The organism is Paenibacillus sp. PK3_47 (assembly GCF_023520895.1).
Lineage (GTDB): Bacteria > Bacillota > Bacilli > Paenibacillales > Paenibacillaceae > Paenibacillus_AQ.
Genome location: NZ_CP026029.1, coordinates 3,502,718 through 3,520,462, shown reverse-complemented (window position 1 = coordinate 3,520,462; position 17,745 = coordinate 3,502,718). Strand labels below are relative to the sequence as shown.

The 17,745-nt window shown below is 43.9% G+C and carries 16 protein-coding genes; 2 read left to right on the top strand and 14 right to left on the bottom strand.

The window, feature by feature from the left end:
* Positions 1 to 168 precede the first annotated feature (168 nt).
* The 7 genes from C2I18_RS15680 to C2I18_RS15650 all read right to left on the bottom strand — a co-directional run bounded on the left by C2I18_RS15680 (position 169) and on the right by C2I18_RS15650 (position 10,620).
* Positions 169 to 2,583, bottom strand: coding sequence for a restriction endonuclease-like protein (locus C2I18_RS15680; protein ID WP_249896712.1), 2,415 nt, complete (start codon positions 2,581 to 2,583; stop codon positions 169 to 171).
* Entirely contained in the window at positions 2,555 to 4,792 is a 2,238-nt protein-coding gene (locus C2I18_RS15675) for an MrcB family domain-containing protein (protein ID WP_249896711.1), read from the bottom strand. The genes C2I18_RS15680 and C2I18_RS15675 overlap by 29 nt, the downstream gene beginning before the upstream one ends.
* A 1,284-nt stretch (positions 4,793 to 6,076) precedes the next feature.
* On the bottom strand, positions 6,077 to 7,357 hold the full coding sequence (locus tag C2I18_RS15670) for a hypothetical protein (protein ID WP_249896710.1): 1,281 nt from the start codon (positions 7,355 to 7,357) through the stop codon (positions 6,077 to 6,079).
* A gap of 131 nt (positions 7,358 to 7,488) precedes the next feature.
* On the bottom strand, positions 7,489 to 8,727 hold the full coding sequence (locus C2I18_RS15665) for a DNA/RNA helicase domain-containing protein (protein WP_249896709.1): 1,239 nt from the start codon (positions 8,725 to 8,727) through the stop codon (positions 7,489 to 7,491).
* 19 nt (positions 8,728 to 8,746) lie between these two features.
* Positions 8,747 to 9,076, bottom strand: a complete 330-nt coding sequence (locus C2I18_RS15660) for a nucleotide pyrophosphohydrolase (RefSeq protein ID WP_249896708.1) — start codon at positions 9,074 to 9,076, stop codon at positions 8,747 to 8,749.
* A gap of 186 nt (positions 9,077 to 9,262) precedes the next feature.
* Entirely contained in the window at positions 9,263 to 9,754 is a 492-nt protein-coding gene (locus C2I18_RS15655) for a hypothetical protein (RefSeq protein ID WP_249896707.1), read from the bottom strand.
* A 194-nt stretch (positions 9,755 to 9,948) separates the two neighbouring features.
* Positions 9,949 to 10,620 carry a phosphodiester glycosidase family protein gene (locus C2I18_RS15650; RefSeq protein ID WP_249896706.1) on the bottom strand — a complete coding sequence of 224 codons (672 nt, stop codon included), beginning with the start codon at positions 10,618 to 10,620 and terminating at the stop codon, positions 9,949 to 9,951.
* A gap of 513 nt (positions 10,621 to 11,133) precedes the next feature.
* Here C2I18_RS15650 and C2I18_RS15645 point away from each other — a divergent pair.
* Both C2I18_RS15645 and C2I18_RS15640 read left to right on the top strand, forming a co-directional pair.
* On the top strand, positions 11,134 to 11,484 hold the full coding sequence (locus C2I18_RS15645; protein ID WP_342760303.1) for a sigma factor-like helix-turn-helix DNA-binding protein: 351 nt from the start codon (positions 11,134 to 11,136) through the stop codon (positions 11,482 to 11,484).
* The gene (locus C2I18_RS15640) at positions 11,436 to 11,657 is read left to right on the top strand and encodes a hypothetical protein (protein ID WP_249896704.1); all 222 of its coding nucleotides are present in this window, start codon (positions 11,436 to 11,438) and stop codon (positions 11,655 to 11,657) included. The genes C2I18_RS15645 and C2I18_RS15640 overlap by 49 nt, the downstream gene beginning before the upstream one ends.
* 758 nt (positions 11,658 to 12,415) lie before the next feature.
* Here C2I18_RS15640 and C2I18_RS15635 read toward each other — a convergent pair.
* From C2I18_RS15635 to C2I18_RS15605, 7 genes are all read right to left on the bottom strand, one after another.
* Positions 12,416 to 12,724: a hypothetical protein gene (locus C2I18_RS15635; protein ID WP_249896703.1), complete on the bottom strand. Its 309-nt coding sequence runs from the start codon at positions 12,722 to 12,724 to the stop codon at positions 12,416 to 12,418.
* A gap of 66 nt (positions 12,725 to 12,790) precedes the next feature.
* The gene (locus tag C2I18_RS15630) at positions 12,791 to 13,510 is read right to left on the bottom strand and encodes a CPBP family intramembrane glutamic endopeptidase (protein WP_249896702.1); all 720 of its coding nucleotides are present in this window, start codon (positions 13,508 to 13,510) and stop codon (positions 12,791 to 12,793) included.
* On the bottom strand, positions 13,503 to 14,060 hold the full coding sequence (locus tag C2I18_RS15625) for a PadR family transcriptional regulator (RefSeq protein WP_249896701.1): 558 nt from the start codon (positions 14,058 to 14,060) through the stop codon (positions 13,503 to 13,505). Before C2I18_RS15625 ends, C2I18_RS15630 begins: the two co-directional genes overlap by 8 nt.
* Before the next feature lie 138 nt (positions 14,061 to 14,198).
* Positions 14,199 to 14,816, bottom strand: coding sequence for a type 1 glutamine amidotransferase family protein (locus tag C2I18_RS15620; protein WP_249896700.1), 618 nt, complete (start codon positions 14,814 to 14,816; stop codon positions 14,199 to 14,201).
* A gap of 81 nt (positions 14,817 to 14,897) precedes the next feature.
* Positions 14,898 to 15,860, bottom strand: a complete 963-nt coding sequence (locus tag C2I18_RS15615) for a helix-turn-helix transcriptional regulator (RefSeq protein WP_249902136.1) — start codon at positions 15,858 to 15,860, stop codon at positions 14,898 to 14,900.
* Between the two features lie 85 nt (positions 15,861 to 15,945).
* Positions 15,946 to 16,968: a carbohydrate-binding protein gene (locus C2I18_RS15610; RefSeq protein WP_249896699.1), complete on the bottom strand. Its 1,023-nt coding sequence runs from the start codon at positions 16,966 to 16,968 to the stop codon at positions 15,946 to 15,948.
* A 191-nt stretch (positions 16,969 to 17,159) separates the two neighbouring features.
* Complete coding sequence (locus tag C2I18_RS15605; protein WP_249896698.1) at positions 17,160 to 17,729, bottom strand: SF0329 family protein; 570 nt, start codon at positions 17,727 to 17,729, stop codon at positions 17,160 to 17,162.
* Positions 17,730 to 17,745 lie beyond the last annotated feature (16 nt).

Sequence of the window (17,745 nt, the reverse complement as noted above, 5' to 3'; positions counted from 1 at the left end):
TATTTCAATGGATAACCTTTTAAGCCTCCGCCCTTAAAAGCGGCTATTGCGCGGAGAGTCGTGTTAGCCGCACGGCTCTCTTTGCCATTGTACGCTGTTTCTGAGTTCATTATACCACGATGACAATGTTTTACAACTTAAAGACAATCACCATTTACTTTCTTCATCCTATAAATTTTCAACCTCCACAACCCTCCCCAAATCCACATACTCCGCATGATCCAGCTTCACCTTCACCCTGCCCTTACGGCGCTTCTCCCGCCATTCCCGCAGTGCATTCTCCGTTTCCAAACGAAGCTCCGCGATTTCATGGGCCCGGTCCAGGATGTATTTGCTCGTATAGAGCACTGTGAGAATCCCTTGTCCACCTAGGGCAATAGGGGCAGCTAACCCCTTCCATTCCTCAATCGTAAATCGTACGTACAGCTCTTCCTCCGTCCCCGGGCGGCAAAGGATCTCTTGAATTTCCTTACGCCGTATCACCTTCCAGTCCGTAACCTTTCCTACCCAGTGAATGCCTGTCTTGGCTGGATCAATGAACTTTTTGCGGGATTGGCACATCGCTACGTATTCGATCTGAGTGAGGATTTTGACATCTGACAGATTCTTTAATGGCATATGGTAAAAAGAATGCTCTCTCGCCACCCCCACCTGCTCCGGTCCCCGGACAGAGCCGACTAGCACGTTTTTGCCCGCCAGCTGGTTGGCATAATACTCTTTCGTGCCGCGTGGACGTGTGGAGCGTTCGTAAGCTTTTTCCGGACTGTCCTGAATTATCTCATCCAAGAATTGCTCCACCAGGCTTGTGGAATTCGGCAGGAACGGAAAGGCGCCAATGTTCAGCAGCGCAATGCTTTTATAGAAATGATGGGTCTTATACCGCTCCTCGTCAGGGTACGGAAATAACACATACGCGCCGAACATGCTTCGTTCATACTCCCCCGTGCCTTGCTCCTGATACACAATCGCGTCCCGATAACGGTGCATCGTGTTGATGTCGTCCTCTTCCGGCCCAGGCTGGCGATACTTTTGCCCGTAAGATGTACCTTCATAAGCAGGATTCAAGCGATATTTGGCATCAAAAACATACTTATACTCCTTGATCGTACCGGCATCCTTCTTCTTCAGTGTGAGCACATTATCCGGACGCTGACTCAGCGTCGGGGTCTTATCCGTGCTGGGTATCGCATTATAATACAGAATGAACTGCTCTCCATTGACCGGATTCTCGTACACCATCTTGGCACTCTGCGAGCGGTCCAGCGTCACAAAAATCCCGTTCCGGTTCACCTTAATCACATCCTGCTTCACCAGCCGGTACTTCTGCCCCAGCAGCTGATTCAGCTTGAGAAAGCACCAATACTCATAGAGCTGAGCGACATCCTTCATGGATAAGCGGAGCAGGTCACCCTGAATAGACAAGCCTTTTAGTAGCATGAGATAAAAGCGGTAGACCTCGCGGTATCCAGGCGCCATCTGCAGCACCAGCGTAACTGTCATCCCCTTGAGCTTCCCGGCCTCACGCAGGAAATCCATTTTAAGCACACGTTCCAGCTGGGTAAGCATCGTATCGATTTTTCGGAGGAGTACTGGATCTGCGGTCCGGTTGTTCTGCTTCCAGCGGCCTTTGAGCTCCTTCAGCTTCCTATGAATACGTTCCAGCATCCAGCGGATAAACCGGTTCTCATTCGTATCATAGGCAAGACGTCTGCGCGTCTCCAGCAAATGTGTAGCGGTATAGCTGCGGCCATCGATGGTTAAAAATCCATGGTCCCTAGCTTCTCTCAGCCGTTCGGGATGTTTGGTGAGCTCGCGGATGTTCTCTCTTCCGGCCTTTTTGACCCGGTTCGCATCCACCAGCCGGCGGTCCTGGAGCAGCGCGTAATTCGGATTCTTGTTAATCCGCTCAACCGCATCCAAGAGCTGTCTAAAGACATGCTGTAGTATGGTGTAAAACTCCGTAAAGCTCTGATGCTGCGTCTCCCGCAAGCCTGTTAGCTGATAGGTCCGGCGCAAGAAGTCAAAAGCCAGATTATAAATCTGCTCATTCACTTCATGCAGAAGGTTCTGGTAATCCAGCTTGTAATCCATCTTCGAGGGGAAAATCTCCATCTCCACCCGCAGCAGACTCTGCCCCTCCCCCCGGATTTCCCATTCCGTCAGGCCGACCTCATTCCCGAAATTCAGCGCACCCGCAAGGATAGAATCCCCCAAAGGCTTGATTGCCTGCCGCAGCAGCACATTGTCATGATGGAAAGATAGGTTCACGGAGGCCTTCTTCTGAATCACCAGCTCATACGACTGGGTCTCATAGAACAAAGGAAACGCAGCCTCTCCCGGCCGCCACTCCACCATCCCGTAGGCTTCAGGGGAAAAGACTTGGATCTGCACATCCCCCAGCCTTTCGGAGCACACCAACCCAAGCTGCGCATTCACCCACTCCTGGCTAGATGACCGGTGAAGCTGCATCGTCTCTACCGTAGGATGATAAGGCCGTCCTTGAATGAATAGCGTAAAAAGCTCCGTGTCCACACGGAGCAATTCTACCGCCTGATTAAGAGAGCCAGTATGAGGTGAATCCATCTTCCTCCAGCCTCCTAAGCATAAAAGCCAATTTACGCGCACTTTGCGGATGTACAGCCGTTGGCGGAGTCTGGCCCGCAGCCCATTTCATATAGAGCGGAGAGGCATCCTCCATATGATCTTGAAGGTTTACTATCCCGGCCCCGCCATTACCAATTGCCACCTTCATCAAGTTCAGCAAAACCCGTCGCACCGAGGAGTGGCTGCCTTGGATACGCGGCAAAATCTTTTGCAGCAGCTGCCAGTCAAACGCCTGATCCTCATCCATCAGCTGGTACCGTTCGTTATAGATCATATAGAAGCAAATCGCATCACGGACCCGGAAGCCCACATGTGCGTGGATGTCCTCCAGCAAGCTATTAATCTTAACCAATCTTTCCGTGGTCCGGACCACGAGTTGTTTATTGGCATCATAAGCGTCCACCAGCTGCAAATAATCAGCGCGCAGAAACAGATGGTTCAGCTCCGCAAGATCAGCAGAAATATCCGCGTCTTCCTGTTCACGTATGTCCGGATACTGCTGCAGATTGATGTAATTGAACTCCAGCGTGTTGGCGCGGTCGAGTACCTTTTTGCTAAAAGGATGCGTCGTCTCGTCCATATTCACCGTCCCGATCAGGAACACATTCTCCGGGATGCCCAGGCTGCCATACTTCACTTGATCCTCCGGCGTATCCAGCAGTGTAGAAGAGATGAGATCCTGCGTGGTAATCTTCCCCTCCTGCCAATCCTGTGTCTCCAGCACACTTAACAGATCACTGAAGTAATGCTCCACCCGGGCCAAGTTCATCTCATCCAGGCAGATAAAATAAGGCTTATGCCCATTCTCCGGCTGCCGCGCCTCTACCAACACCTCTGTGAGCGGACCCGGCTTGAACCTGCCCGATAGATCCTTATACCCCAGCAGATCCGCAGGATCACTCCAATCCGGCCGCACCGGGATCAAGGTAAACTGACCATTATCCCCCGTGGACCCAAGTGCCTCTGCAAACAGCTTCACCAGCCGCGTCTTCCCCGTGCCCGATATGCCCGCCAAGATGACAAACGGCTTGGTCTTCAGCGACAAGTAAAAGTTCTCGATGAGGTGCTCCGGGAAGAAGAAGCCTTTGCGGCGGATGTGGGATTGGATTTGGTGGAGGAGGGTTGTTATCTGGTTGTCCTCTAGTGGCTCAGGTGTTTGTGGCAATAGTTCCACTTCCTCTTCATTAACTTCATTACCTGTAGAGGTCATGTTGTTCACATATAGACGGTAATCTTCTATCACATTCTGGAGATCTTGAATAAGTTGTTCGTCGTTCGGAACGGCTTCTCTTTCATACTTAATATAAGCGACGGTTGATACCTGATAGTCTTGGCCTAAACCACTACTAACTAGATGGATATCCTCATCCTTATTCATATGGGTAAGGGGCAGGAGTTCCCGGATTTCTTGTGTACGATTGCGCAGATAAGCATAGCCCTCTCTACGTCCCCTCTCCTGAATGGGCAACGTCACGCCTTGGTTAAACGTAAGATAGACTTCACTCATATCCTCAGCGAACAGATATACAACATATTCCCCACGTTGTGTCGTTTCCGTGATGCGTTTGTCCATAATTGCAAGCCAAGGAACAGTGGCCCAATTCCCTTGTCCAACCGATCCTTGAATTTTGTATTGATCGTCTAAGAAGGGTAGCTTTCTAAGCTCAGAAGGGAGAGTCTGCCGAAACAGAGTTCCTAAGGAATGCCCCGCAAACGTCTCTCTTTTGGCAGAAGTATACTCCGACATAATCCCTTCTAGATAACCTCGTAAAGAAAAATGTTGCAAGGCCGAGTTATAGGATTCTAGCTCTTCATTGGCATGCCTCTCCAGTTGTGTGAGCTCCTGTTCCCCTAGCTGTCTTTGAATCTGGCTATGAAAACCTATAGTGTTATCCTCTGAATTCACAAACAAAATCTGCGAGAGCGCATTAACAGGGCTGTTAATAATATCTTTAAGCTGACTTTTGGATGCATCTTTCCATAGTTCCCGTCCTGGTGGCTGGTCGACTCGGTTACCTCTTTCTTGTTCAGCAATGAAATAGTTAAGGAACCGATCTTTAACGCGATCGAACGAGACCCTCTCCTGATGGGTTGCTCTCAGTTCTTCAATTAAAGATAAGATCAGGACCATCTTGTATGATTTTTGCTTACGCTTGAAAATCTGTGTGATTAATTCGGGTAATGGCATGTTGTCCTCCAAGACTAGTTAACGGTTTTGGTAGTTTTAATCTTTTCCACATGAAACTTGCGGATCCCTGAATCTGTAATGTTAGCTTGGCTCAGCTGGTCATAGATTGATTCAATTTTCACTTGAGAAAATAATGGTTCGGGACATTCTGTTCTCAAATGCAGCACCTCATTGGAGATGGATTTGCTGAGCTCCACTTCGCAAACAACAAGCTCGTCAGATTGAATTTGTCGAAGCTTCGGGTCATGTTAAAGCGACATTTCATCGCAAAAGAAACCATCGATATCAATTTCACTTTAGAGACGCCCTTAAGAAAACTCTCAACAGCCTTAATATGTACGATTATACATCTTGTATTATCGCTCATCGTCCATTGTTAATCGGAACGGCCACCTTTAATTTCTCCATTCTAGTTCTTCGTCTCAATAACAAGCAATCAGAGCAGGGAGATTACTATATGATCCCTGGACGTAACCTGTCCGGGACCTGGGATTAGGAAGCAATAAATCGCTTAACGACTTACAGACCTAAAGCAGCTGGTCTAATTAAATATTTTTTATACTCGCCCATCTCTACGATTCGTGTGGAAGCAACATCGGTTTTGACTGTGGAGCTTGTGCCTTTCGCACTACGCCGGCTTATAGTAGGATTTTTGAAGAGAGACAATAACTTACTCAGCCTAACAAAACCTCGTTTGATCCAGATTTACAATATGTATGGTTATTCGACAATAGAGGAAGATACCCCTTTAAGCGGAGTGTAGACCAAAGAAAAGGACCGTCGTTGGACAGTCCAAAAATAGAATATGAGTTGAAGCTCATCCCCATCACCTTCTTGACAGTGATCACGGATACTTAATGACGTAATGGTGCTGCATGTCGACTCTTGTCCTGATATAGCCAATTGATGAATTCTTCCATTTTTCGGTTCTGGGCCTGAACCGCTTCATTGCGACTAAATGGAACTCCCTGATCCTTGGATTCCTAACCGAATTCAATCAGTTGAGGCGCTTTTCATCGTCATGATACGCATGTGATGCTGTAGTGCATTCAATCTCCTCATATTCAGTTAGTGAGGTATCAGCTGTAGTGGATAAATTTATTGTACACAAGGTGAATTTTGCTTTAATACGATTATCAAGTTCTCAAAAACTTTAGATTAAACAAATTGCATTATCAGTGAATTATTTTAAATATGGATTATAAATAAATATATATACTTTGTTTCAAGGGAGAGTGATACTCAATAATTCCATTCAAAATTCCTAAGTTGAAAACGGAATTTTCATATACATAAAATGCTTAATAATTTTTCAAACTCCCTGTTAATCACCTGTGGAAGATTATCTTGGTTATAAGCTTTTATTTCTGCTCTACGTAGAAGTGCTTCTTCAGTAAAGTATGGTTCAATCTTAAACTTATGGGCCTCAAAATACATTTGACTATTAGTTCCATTGAAAGGTATGAAAAAGTAATTTGATTTACTATATATAATTCCTTTAACTTTGAAAAGTCGTAACAGTTCTCTTAAATTTTGATCATTACTAAGAAAAAAAGGAATAAAGTATCTTCCCTGTCCACCAAGTATGAGCTGTCGTTCCATAATCCTTGGAACAGAAAAATCCCACGCTATATTTTCAATGAGGTGCAATATTTTTTCGGCCCGTATTCCCTTATTAATTTTATTGAGAATTTTAACATCATTTTGCGAACTGAAATACTTGTGAGCAATAACCATCTCTCTATCGAAGTAAGTACCGACAACATTGGTGCAGTATTCAAACAGCCTTTGTAGTTTTTTTTGCACTGTTATTTTGGGACCAAATTTTATTTGCATTATGCCAATTATTAAGAGTACCATTTGTCTCTGTATAGAAAAGTAATAATCCAACATTTCGGTTGCATGTGCAGAATTATAGATTCCGTTAAATGTTTGATCCGCTAATAATTGTGCTTCATTTTCTGTAATATCATAATGTAACCTTCCTGTACTTATATATTTTTCTCTATTAATACTTTTAAAGAGCTCAAGACTAACCAAGTTTTGATATAACTTTGTCTTTTTGTCCTTAATTGCCTCTGCGCTTTCTCCTTCTATATTCACAAAAGAATTCTTATAGTTCTCTATCATGTAAAAAATATGATCATAATTAAAATTATTTCTAATAAGTAAATCAATAGAAGAAAACACTTCATTATTAAGCGTAGACCAATCAAAATTTATGAATTTGTGAATATAGCTAGCATAGTTAGTATCAAGCATTATAGAATAATCAAGCCTAAATATGGTGTCCTTCTCACCATTCATATATGTCTCATGTAGTAAATCATTATCAATAAAATAAAGTTTATCGGTTTCAAAGTAAGATATGAAATGACTATCAGTAGTATTAATTAAATCCTTCAAATCCATGGGGTATGCACTTCGGTGATAATTATCTAAGGATATAATAGATACTTTATCTTCGGTTGTATCACCCATCATTAACCATGTTGTAACAATATCATTTATACTAGTCCCTTTCGAAAGACCATATATTCCTTGTTTTATCCTTTCATCTAACACATATTCACACCCCTTTAATTATTTTATTGTCCATAAAGTTATATAAAAAAAACCTTTTAAATATTCTTTGACATTCTTGAAATAGTGGTTCTCGGGTTGCTGCCCGTTGTTTACTAATGCAAAGTAGTATACTAAAAAAAACACGCCTGAGACGCAGTAATATTACATTGCTCCGCATATTGTCTAATCTGCTCTTTGCTGCCAACATCGTGCATCGCGATCTTCTGATATTCATCGATAAAAAACACTGAAAACCGGGAAGCACGGATAATCTCCATGGTTTGATTCATTCCTTTATTTTTGAACAGACCCGACTTATCATTTAAGCGATGCGCCTCATCAACAATCAAGCAATCAAATTCATTGGGCAAAGCTTCATAGTAAACGCCTGATCCCTTGAATAGGTTATCAATAACCGACTTCTTCACGTTTTTCTGCAGCTTTTTCATATATACGGCACGAGGTGCACTATTCTTGGGTACATATTGGCAGACGAGTTCCCGGGCCGTAAGCTCTACCAGAAGATTAATTCCGAGAACAGACTTCCCTGTCCCCGGGCCTCCTTCGACAATCAAGACTTGTTTCTTTCCCGCCTGGGCTTGCTGGGCCAATCTTAACGCTTCCTCATATACTACCTTCTGATCGTCAATCATGATGAATTCTTGATTTCCCTGCAGCATGCTGAGAAGTGAATCCTGCAGCGACTTTGAGGGTTTAATTTTGCCATGTTCAATGAGGTACAGCGATTTGGTTCTATCCGTTTTCTTAATGTAAGTTGAGATAAATCCTCTTAACTTTAGAGCATCTCCCTTTGAGAAGATAGGAGCACCCTCCAGGTATTGATTATAGACAGGATGCACCAGAGGATCGTTATCGGTCTGTACATAATTATGTAAATAGGCACACGGATAGAGCTGCACTGCTTCATTCTGCACGGTCTCGTTATATTCGCTAATCAGCTGGGCATAAGACCAAGCCTGATAAGAAGGATGCTGCGTTCTCGTCTTTGTTCGGTTAAAGTATGTTTTAACAAGGCCATCTGCATCCTCAACCGCTTCAACTTCTGTCCATTGCTTAAGCTCAATAATGACGACGGAGTATTGATCCTGTTCGTTCAAGCCCGTAATCATGAAATCTATTCTTCTCGAGGACGCTGGAATTTTATATTCAATCGCGATTCCTACGTCATCTGGAATGGTCGGTGTGTTCAGTACTTTATATAGGTAGTTCATCGAATTATTCCATGCATTGATTTCGCCCATGGAAACCCTGCCGGCTTTTAGCACGAACTGGTTATGAATCTTAACCGCAATACTATCTTCGGTGACATCATTCATAAATTGCTGCTTGGTCGATTCGTAGATAATCATGGTGTTCTCCCCTATTCGTTCACTGCCGTGTGCTTTTTTGCGAGCTTCCCTTAGAACTAGATACCGGATATTTCTCCGCGTTTTTGTTTATTTTCTGAAGGATGGCATCCTTTACGTCGATTTGCAAATCATGAGCGAGCGTTAACGTGTAGATGAGAATATCAGCGATCTCGTCCTGCATGTCGGAATAATGTTGCTCTATGGCTTGCTGGCTGTTCTTCCATTGAAAAAGCTCCAGCAGTTCGCTAGACTCCAGCGTGATTGAGAGCGCCAGATCCTTGGGATCATGGAATTGCTTCCAGTCCCTCTCGTCGCGGAACTCTATAATTTTCTCGATTAATTTGTCCATATGTACCCCCGTCATGTTGTTCAAATTCAATCTCTAACACTTGCTCTGCACAAAATAATGATAGCCCAATCCTCCGTATAATTCCATGAAATTCCTACATAACAAACAGAAAAAGACTCCTGTTAATCAGAAGCCCTCATTAAATATTTCTGCTAATTATCAATTTAATAACTTTGCCGTTATAAATTAATCTATAGTTCTCAATCCCCAACTCCCCTGATCATCCTTTACAAAATAAAAGAAAAGATTGTGTTCTTGAATATCTGAATCATCTTTAATCTTAACTACCAAAGAAACAATAGTTCTTCCAGCTGAGTCTTGTTCGATGGTATTTATCTTGTCAAATGAATAATCTTTTCCAAACATGAAGTTATGTGCTTCGGCAGATTGATTATCGGCAAAGGCTTTCTTGAAGTCTTGCTCATTCTTGTTTACTAGAGCATCCATCAATATACTTAAACTGTTTTTAATTTCTTCATTAAACAAGTTATCATTAACATCTTGTAAATCAATGAATACACCTGACCTAAATTCACTTTGATTCGACGGTAGTTGGGTCGCAGAATTTTCCACCTGCTGATTAGCAGGTTCTTGTCTAATATTTGTGGAATTATCAGCACAACCGGCTAATATACCTATAACCAAAGCTCCACCAATACATTTGCAAATTGTATTCATTTTATAATTCCTCCATTCTTATACAATTCTCTTATTATAGACGAACCTTAATCAAAAAAGTTACTTGCTCTGTATGAATTAATTATTCCATGAATTTTAATCTTTACATAAATCAAAAAAAATAAAAGCATTCCCCGTCAGAACACAACGGGGAATGGTTTTTTATTGCTGAGGAAGAATGCGTAGATAAAAGTTTAGCTTCTCAGTGCTACCATCTGGTAAACGGGCCGAGTCGAGGCTCCATATGTCTTTTCAGCAGAAGTTATTTGAGTAGAACTACCACCGTCCAAGAAAATCCCGTTAACAAGAGTACCTGATCCTACTTTTTCTTTAATGGCAGTTCTAAATGCCGCTGCGGTGCATTTGGTTGGTGTTACAACTAACCAGATGTTATTAGTACTATTATAAACCAGTCCGGTTCTCTCTACAGATCCAGTTCTGTTTTGCATATTTTCACTGTCCGCTTGAGCAGCCCATGTACTATCGCTATTCAGGGACATACTGATACCTCCTTGTGCCCAATAAGCAGTTCGTTTCACCACAGCTAATTGATCCTTTGTCTGCTTAACCTGTACTGAGAATTGACTTTCAGTACTATCCCATACTAAAGTTCCTCTCGGAACTGAACCAAGATTTGCAGATCCTCCCCCATATCCGGTTCCATTTACAGCCACGTCATTATTTACAGCAATTTGAAGCAAGTTACCTGTATTGGGGTCAAAATAGCCTCCATTAACACCAGTCGTACTTTGTCCTGTGACCGGTACACTACCAATATTTTTTATATAAACATTGTTTGGAGAAGTCTTAAGTGTATATAATACTACTCCATTTGAAGCGGTATAACTTGCATAAGTGTACGCCATATCTATTCTCTCCCTTAATTTTTTATATCTGATCAGACTAAGAAGCTGGCCACTTTATTTGCTTCTCACATATAAGGGAGTTTTTGAATAAGCTATTACAACCAATGAACATAATTATTGTTTCATTTCAGTACTTAGAAGATGATACCAGTTTTATTAATTTTAAAGTGATAGAATTACTTTTCGCATTTCCCCCTTTACTTAATAGAATTCTGTTTTAATAGTTCATTAATAAAGGCAATTACTTCATCTAATTTCCCTCAGTGTTTATATACGCAACTAGTTAATTTAAGGCACAGTGTTACTGGAAAACCAACGTTTATATTTAACAAATCTACTTCCGCCGTGGCCATAATCTTCTTCCTAACTTATTGTTATATATGCTCAAAGTAGATTTAGCTTATATTCACAAATATAAAATAAAATAGTATAGTAAATAAGAACATATGTTCTTTAAGTTGTAAAAATAATGCCATTTTTTCCCTACATTTAAAACAACTCATCAAGGGAGAGGTGAACATTACTGTGAAAAATCAGATAACTGTGTACGAACAGTATAAAAGTGAGATTTATCGTATTGGCTGGAGAGTACAGTATCGGTCTAAGAAAATTACGAATCATGAATGCTCGTTTTTGGATAATGTAACTTCCTTTAAAATAAGTAATGCGTCACATGAAGATGATTTTTGTACCCGAGCGTTGCTTGATACTTTACCTCCTCAAGGAAAGTTAATTATTGAGAAGCTGTATTACCAAGATCTAACTGAGGCTGAGGTATCTCGGCAACTTCATATTAGTCAACAGGCGGTGAACAAATGGAAAAGAAAGATGATCAACCAATTATCTCAGATGATGAATTTATAGAATTGTTAGAAGGTGCTAAACACAAAGACCCCGAAGCAATGTTAAAACTGATTGAATTATACAAAGAAGACATTCTTAGAGTAAGTAAATATATACGATTGCCTTTAGAAGACGCAGTATCTACGATAGTTTTAGAATTTTTAGAACTCATACAAGCTCAGGAAAATGGGTAATGTTTCTCAAATTCAAGCTATAATCTCACCCTATAAAAATTACGAACGACCGGACATTTTTATTCTCTGAAAAAGAAAAAGGTGATCAATTCCTACACCGATGCAATCTCCAAATTTTTGGGGGATAGCAAGATCGGATTGAACGAAGTGGTCGAAGAAATCCTTCATAAGATCAAAGAACACCTGGACAACTTAAAAATGATCATTGAAAACGATCGAGGACATGATCACCCTAAATAAAGCTCAGAGGATTTTTTTGGACAACTCCCCTGGGAGTAAATGGAAAATAAAAGGACTTGGCTATACCAATGATGCCGTCACCTTCTAGACAGCATTCAATAGCATAAGTTCTCATATCGCTAATCAACACAGGTTTCAGGGCTAGGAATGGATTAAATAAATATCGTGTGAGAGAGAACCTAGTATTCTCTCTTTTTTTGTGAACAATGTAGAATGGCCGCATGATGATGGTATCTTTCGAAGCCGAAAAACCCTGAACTCGTACTCAGTAGCATGGCATTCCACCGGTCAGTTACCAGATAGAACAAATCCGGCAAAAGGTACAATCCATTTCCATACAACTTGTTATCAATATATCGTACAAAAGTATGTTTTTCCTAATTTAAGGTCCAATGTTGCTGACGTACAGAGGCACGAAAAGGCCAGTTTGCTTCAATAGCTTTGTCTAATACATCCTCTAAGCCCTCCTCGTATTATAAGAATACTCTTTATTCTCCTTATGCGACTACAACGCTCTATCACACAAACCCATCCTCAGGCTCCCCCACCTCAAACCCCAACACCTTCGTCGCTTCCGCTTTAAACCTCCCAATCCAGAAATCCCACTCGCTCTTATCCATCTGCGCATAAAAGGCTAAACCGCTCGGCTCAACAGATGCCTCAATAAAGACATCATTATCCTCCTGTCCATACCAATATGGAATCCCATCTGTATACCCTATCCAGCCAGGCATACGCTTGTAGATATCAGCAACTTTATCCCATACCTCCTCAGGCAGATCAGGCCATATATTCAGATTACAATTATGTACGTCTATTCTACTCATTTACCGACTCTCCCCTTCCCTATATAAGCTCACTCCCAGCCATCCACACCACCGTGCTCCGAACACCTATTTCATAAACAACGCACTAAAAATAATAACATCCTGCAAGAAATGAATCGCCAGTGCCCAGAAGAATCCTTTGGTTTCTAACATTGATTTGGCCAGGAACCATCCGATAAACGCAGCCATCAATACCCCCGGGATCCCGCCTGGATTCCCAAAATAATGAACGGTGCCAAAGGTCGCAGCTGCCAATCCTTGCGCTACGTACGGGGAGAATCCATATTTGCTGACAACAGCAACAAACGAGAACCGGAAGATGATTTCTTCTGTAAAAGCATTCATAAGCGCAAAAACAAGGATCAGTATAACCCCGGGATATAGCTCCAGGCTCACGCTTCCGCCATGCACAACCTGGAAGTAGATGACGACCGCCGTTACCAGCGTAATTACGACCGCAAAGTTTAGGCCTAAGTTCTTCCACGTCTCTGTTACTTTAGGCTTGATGCCGATCCACGGTTCAGGCCGGATGGTACCATCCAGTCTTTTGAGGTTTAAATATGCAAGTCCCCTTCTACCTGTCATCCCATATACAATGCCAATCACGAGTACAGCCAATGCCAATGCCGTAATTTGATAACTAATCTCCAGATTGTACACAGCGTTGTCGAATACCTGTAATGCGAGGGGCGGACTGCTTCTGAACCAGAGCAGAAGAGGGGCACAAGCAATCACCACGATCGTGATCAGAAGGATGGAAAACAGGTTAAGCCGTTGTTTAGTCATTTGTACGCCCCCTGTGTGGTTGGTTTAACGTCTCCAGTGCATGTTGACACCATTCAATGGTCATCCGCAGATATCTTTCACCGTAGTCGAGCGTCAACAACCAGAGCTGGGCTTGCTTGCTTTCTCCGCCGGGAACGCTACCTTTAATTCCTGCAAGTATCGCAGCATATTGCCTACTTGCTTCTAATTCTTCCTCGAGAAAAGCAACCAGCTGCGGGATATGACGTTCCTCGGAGACAAAGATTTTCATCAGCAGCTCGTTTCGCATCACCGATTCCTCCGGCTTCTGGGCTAACCAAGCATCCAGCTGGTCACAGCCCTGCCCGGTGATGCCGTAGACGATTTTACGTCTTCCCGTCTCTGCTTCTTCCACAACCGACACTGAACCCTCTGCCTCCAGCTGTTTGATGCTTTTATGTATGTGTCCATAAGATTCGTTCCAGAACAAGCCGATGCTTTCCTTCGAGAACTTAACAAGCTCATAGGCACTCATGGGCTTAATCCGCAGCAAGCCGAGAATGGCAAAATGGGTGGTATTGATTCTTTTCACAGGATCCTCCTCATGTTTAATGTATCTTTAAGATATATTTAATTAGCATATTAAAGCATCACACTAAGGATTACAATCCATTTGGAGAAAATAAAAAAGCTCAAGCATTATTTTGCTTGAGTCTTTTCTAGATATTTTTTAGCCCATCAGCTCATAAAAATACTTAGCGTCCTGGGTCTTGTACAGGCTATACCAGGCCTTCAATCGGTCGGAATCCACTACATCCAGCGCTTTCAGGACATGTACGGTGAACTCCAGCGGCGCTATCCCAGAGGCTGTGATTAGTTTGCCATCCGTTACAGCCGACTGCTTCATGTAGAACTCTTCACCTGTGTAGGGATGACAGATCATTTTGAGGTACTCCAGATCATTGCTTGTATGGGGGCGTGAATTCAGCAGACCTGCCTGGGCAAGCCCCATGGTAGCGCCGCAAATGGCGGCAACTAAGATATCTTCCTGCATACATCTCCGGGCGAGCTCAAGGATGGGCTCGTGAATGGCTTCTGTCCAGGTATTCCCGCCGGGTAGAATTAATGCATCTGTGCTTGTAATGCTGCATTCATCCAGTGTGATATCCGGCAATATTGAAAGTCCCCCCATGGTGGTGACAGGAGTCTTGTCTATGCCTACAGTAATGATCTTTGAAGCGGGCTGCCCCTGCTTGTAATATCTTCCCGAGTTCAGTTCAGCCGTTAAGTAGCCGATCTCCCAGTCGGCCATCGTATCGAACACATATAAATATACTGTATTGTCCATTAGTAATTCCTCTCTCCCTCTGTGATCAGCTCTATCCCCATAATAAAATAGCTCCACTGACATCCGCTGTCAGTGAAGCTATTAAAGCTGATAATATTCCAGTAAGTCTGATGCGATAGCAGTCAGCTTATCTTTTAGGCTCTGCGGTCCAAGGACTTGAACCGATTTGCCGTAGGATAGGAGGACGCCGGGGACATAGCTCAGCATGGCTTGCTCCTCAAGGACGAAGACGGCTTGGCCGGATGTCCGCTCCTTCAGATAATGCCCCAAATACCAATTCAGACAGAGGTCATCCAGCGCCTCGGCCCGGCCTGTGATCATGACAGAGATCAACTTTTCTGTGCCTGCCGGATCGGGCAGCAGATTCTGCATGAAGAATTCCCGGGCCGAGAAAGCTTCAGCACGCTTAAATCCCATTTGCGTCCGCCTGATCGCCAGAATCCGGTCTGCCCGGAAGCAGCGGATCTCCTTCTTCAGATGGCAAAAGCCGACCGTATACCATTTGTTGTTCCAGTAGACCATGCCATACGGGTCAATCACCCTGGTCTTGGGCTGTTCTTCCCGTCCTGTGCGGTAGTCTATTTCTACAGCGAATTCTCCCGCTACTGCCTGCTCCAATTCCGCGAGCACCGGTTGAACCGAAGCAGGGCCCACACGGTTAATCACTTCAAAGCCTGCTAGATGGCGGCTGAGTGTATGTTCCTGCTCCTGATTGGAATACATTCTCAGCTTTGCTGCAACATTGTCCAGCGCCTCACTCATCGGGGACCCGGCTTCTTTGGCAAAGGTGGCTGCGTGCAGGAGTGCCTTCTTCTCGTCCATATCAAACAGCAGAGGGGCTCTGATGAACTGGCTCAGCAGGCTGTATCCGCCATTATGACCCGGATCAGAAATGATTGGGACCCCACTGGCACACAGCGCATCCATATAGCGGTATACCGTGCGGATATTGATTTCCAGCTTCTCGGATATTTGTTTGGCTGTTATTTTCCTCCCGGAGTTCAGCATCCATAGGATGGCCAGCATATTATCGTTTTTGGGCATAACCGTAACCTTCATTTAGTATGACATCGGCTTGAATTTCATCCCCAAGTATATCATAAGCCGGCAAATTCATTCTATTCTCCGCTTAGTTCTTCCCCCCATACCCCTTATAGGTAGCATAAACGGCATTGGCATATTGGTCTGCCAGAATAGGACGGCCATAGGAGTCTGTCGCGCCCGGATACCAGTTGTCTCCTCCGTTATAGTGCAGCAATCCGTTATAGATGTTTCCGAACCTGGCAATCTTCTCATCCAGAATCAGCCCGCCCAAGGCGACCTGGTCCTGTTCACTGCTGTGATTATACGTGCGGCCGAATTTGGCGCTGAATTGGGAGAGATAGGCATTACGTGTGTTAGGCTCTACCTGCATCAATCCGTCACCGGCGGATGGGCTGCCCGGCAGACCTGCTCCAAAGCTGCTTTCCTTCTTGATCACCGCACTCAGCAATAAGGCAAAATCCCCGCCTTTACCGAATTTATTGTCCACGTTCATTACATAGGTCCATATTTGGCTTGGAACCTCGGAAGGTTTGGTTACAGAAGCAGGCGGCGAACCAATGTAGATTTTAACCGAAGTCATTTTGTCATTGACACCGTCGCCGACCCAGGATGAATTTGCCGTATAGGTCCACTTGGTCCCGCCAAAATTATCATTCTCATAGACGTCAACCGTCCAGCCGCCAGGAACCTTAAGCGAGGACATCCAGTCGTTCGGAATTCCGGAAGCATTCAGCTGGGAGAGTACATAGTTGCCCGTTCCCAGGGTGACAGCCTTTCCGCCATAGTCTATATCCGCATAGAATGTAACCCCGTTTGTTGCCGGGGGTGTTGTGGGTTGAGGTGTTGGCACCGGTGTGGCTGTTGTTCCGCTCTTCCATAAAGCAGGTACATTCGATGGCTCCCAGCCTGTTAGGGATGTATGCGCCTGAAGACAGGTATAAGTGCTTCCACTATAGGTTACCGTATCATTTAATGCATAGGCCGTATTGGGAGCCCATGCTCCTCTGGCGGCCGCGTCTGCCCGCGGTAAAACCGTGAAGAAAAGGGATAGAAATACCGCTGCAACTACCAAAAGAGATAAGGCTCTGGTTGGAAGAGTTTTATTCAATAGCTAAAACCTCCTATAATAATTTACTGTGTGCCGCCATAAGACGGTCCGCAGGGTACTATATTGTATTGGCCATTTTGAAATTAATTCCAGAAGTTATGGGTGTCAATAAATCGCCTTAAACAAACAAGCTCCACCGACAGCTGCTGTCGGTGGAGCTAATTAAGCTTTTTTCAATATTGGAATACGCCTCACACCGTCCACCGCCGCAGCTCATAAAAATACTGCACAATCGGATGCTTCAGCCTCATCTTCTCGGACATATTCAAGATCCGCTTCTTTCCCACTCTTTTGTCCACCAGAGCCAGAATATTCAGTACCATATCATTGCTCTCCAGGCTTTCCTCGATAGGAGTAGTCAGGAACTTGTTAGCCACTACCATAAAATTCGATTTGACGAGCGCTGCCTGCGCTGACATTAGCTCTTTGGCATGTTCTGTACTTTTTCTGCCTCTGGCCATGACGATCAGGCGGTCTTCCGGGACTGGCCCCTTGGACTCTTTTCGGACGGCTTCAATGTCGTCAAGGGTGACCGGAATCTGGATATCCGGGTCATTTTTGATCTCCAGCTCGGATTGATACCACCGGATACGGTTACTTTTATCGCTCATGTTGAGGATGTTCTTCTTATCTACCGAGATATAACAAGTACCTGACTTATCAGGCAGATAGCGGTACGCTGGTGCGCGGTATTCCACCCTTCCATGTAGTGCAGGACTCAGAAAGCTCTCCAGCTGCTGCTTCAATTTGCTCCAGGACATGTGATCCCCCGATCCT

Excerpts from the sequence above, each read along its gene's own strand:
- C2I18_RS15650 (WP_249896706.1), bottom strand. The coding sequence starts at position 10,620 with ATGGCGTACACTTATGCAAGTTATACCGCTTCAAATGGAGTAGTATTA.
- C2I18_RS15640 (WP_249896704.1), top strand. The coding sequence starts at position 11,436 with ATGGAAAAGAAAGATGATCAACCAATTATCTCAGATGATGAATTTATA.
- C2I18_RS15635 (WP_249896703.1), bottom strand. The coding sequence starts at position 12,724 with ATGAGTAGAATAGACGTACATAATTGTAATCTGAATATATGGCCTGAT.
- C2I18_RS15605 (WP_249896698.1), bottom strand. The coding sequence starts at position 17,729 with ATGTCCTGGAGCAAATTGAAGCAGCAGCTGGAGAGCTTTCTGAGTCCT.
- C2I18_RS15665 (WP_249896709.1), bottom strand. The coding sequence starts at position 8,727 with ATGATTATCTACGAATCGACCAAGCAGCAATTTATGAATGATGTCACC.
- C2I18_RS15660 (WP_249896708.1), bottom strand. The coding sequence starts at position 9,076 with ATGGACAAATTAATCGAGAAAATTATAGAGTTCCGCGACGAGAGGGAC.
- C2I18_RS15675 (WP_249896711.1), bottom strand. The coding sequence starts at position 4,792 with ATGCCATTACCCGAATTAATCACACAGATTTTCAAGCGTAAGCAAAAA.
- C2I18_RS15630 (WP_249896702.1), bottom strand. The coding sequence starts at position 13,510 with ATGACTAAACAACGGCTTAACCTGTTTTCCATCCTTCTGATCACGATC.
- C2I18_RS15655 (WP_249896707.1), bottom strand. The coding sequence starts at position 9,754 with ATGAATACAATTTGCAAATGTATTGGTGGAGCTTTGGTTATAGGTATA.
- C2I18_RS15615 (WP_249902136.1), bottom strand. The coding sequence starts at position 15,860 with ATGCCCAAAAACGATAATATGCTGGCCATCCTATGGATGCTGAACTCC.
- C2I18_RS15680 (WP_249896712.1), bottom strand. The coding sequence starts at position 2,583 with ATGGATTCACCTCATACTGGCTCTCTTAATCAGGCGGTAGAATTGCTC.
- C2I18_RS15620 (WP_249896700.1), bottom strand. The coding sequence starts at position 14,816 with ATGGACAATACAGTATATTTATATGTGTTCGATACGATGGCCGACTGG.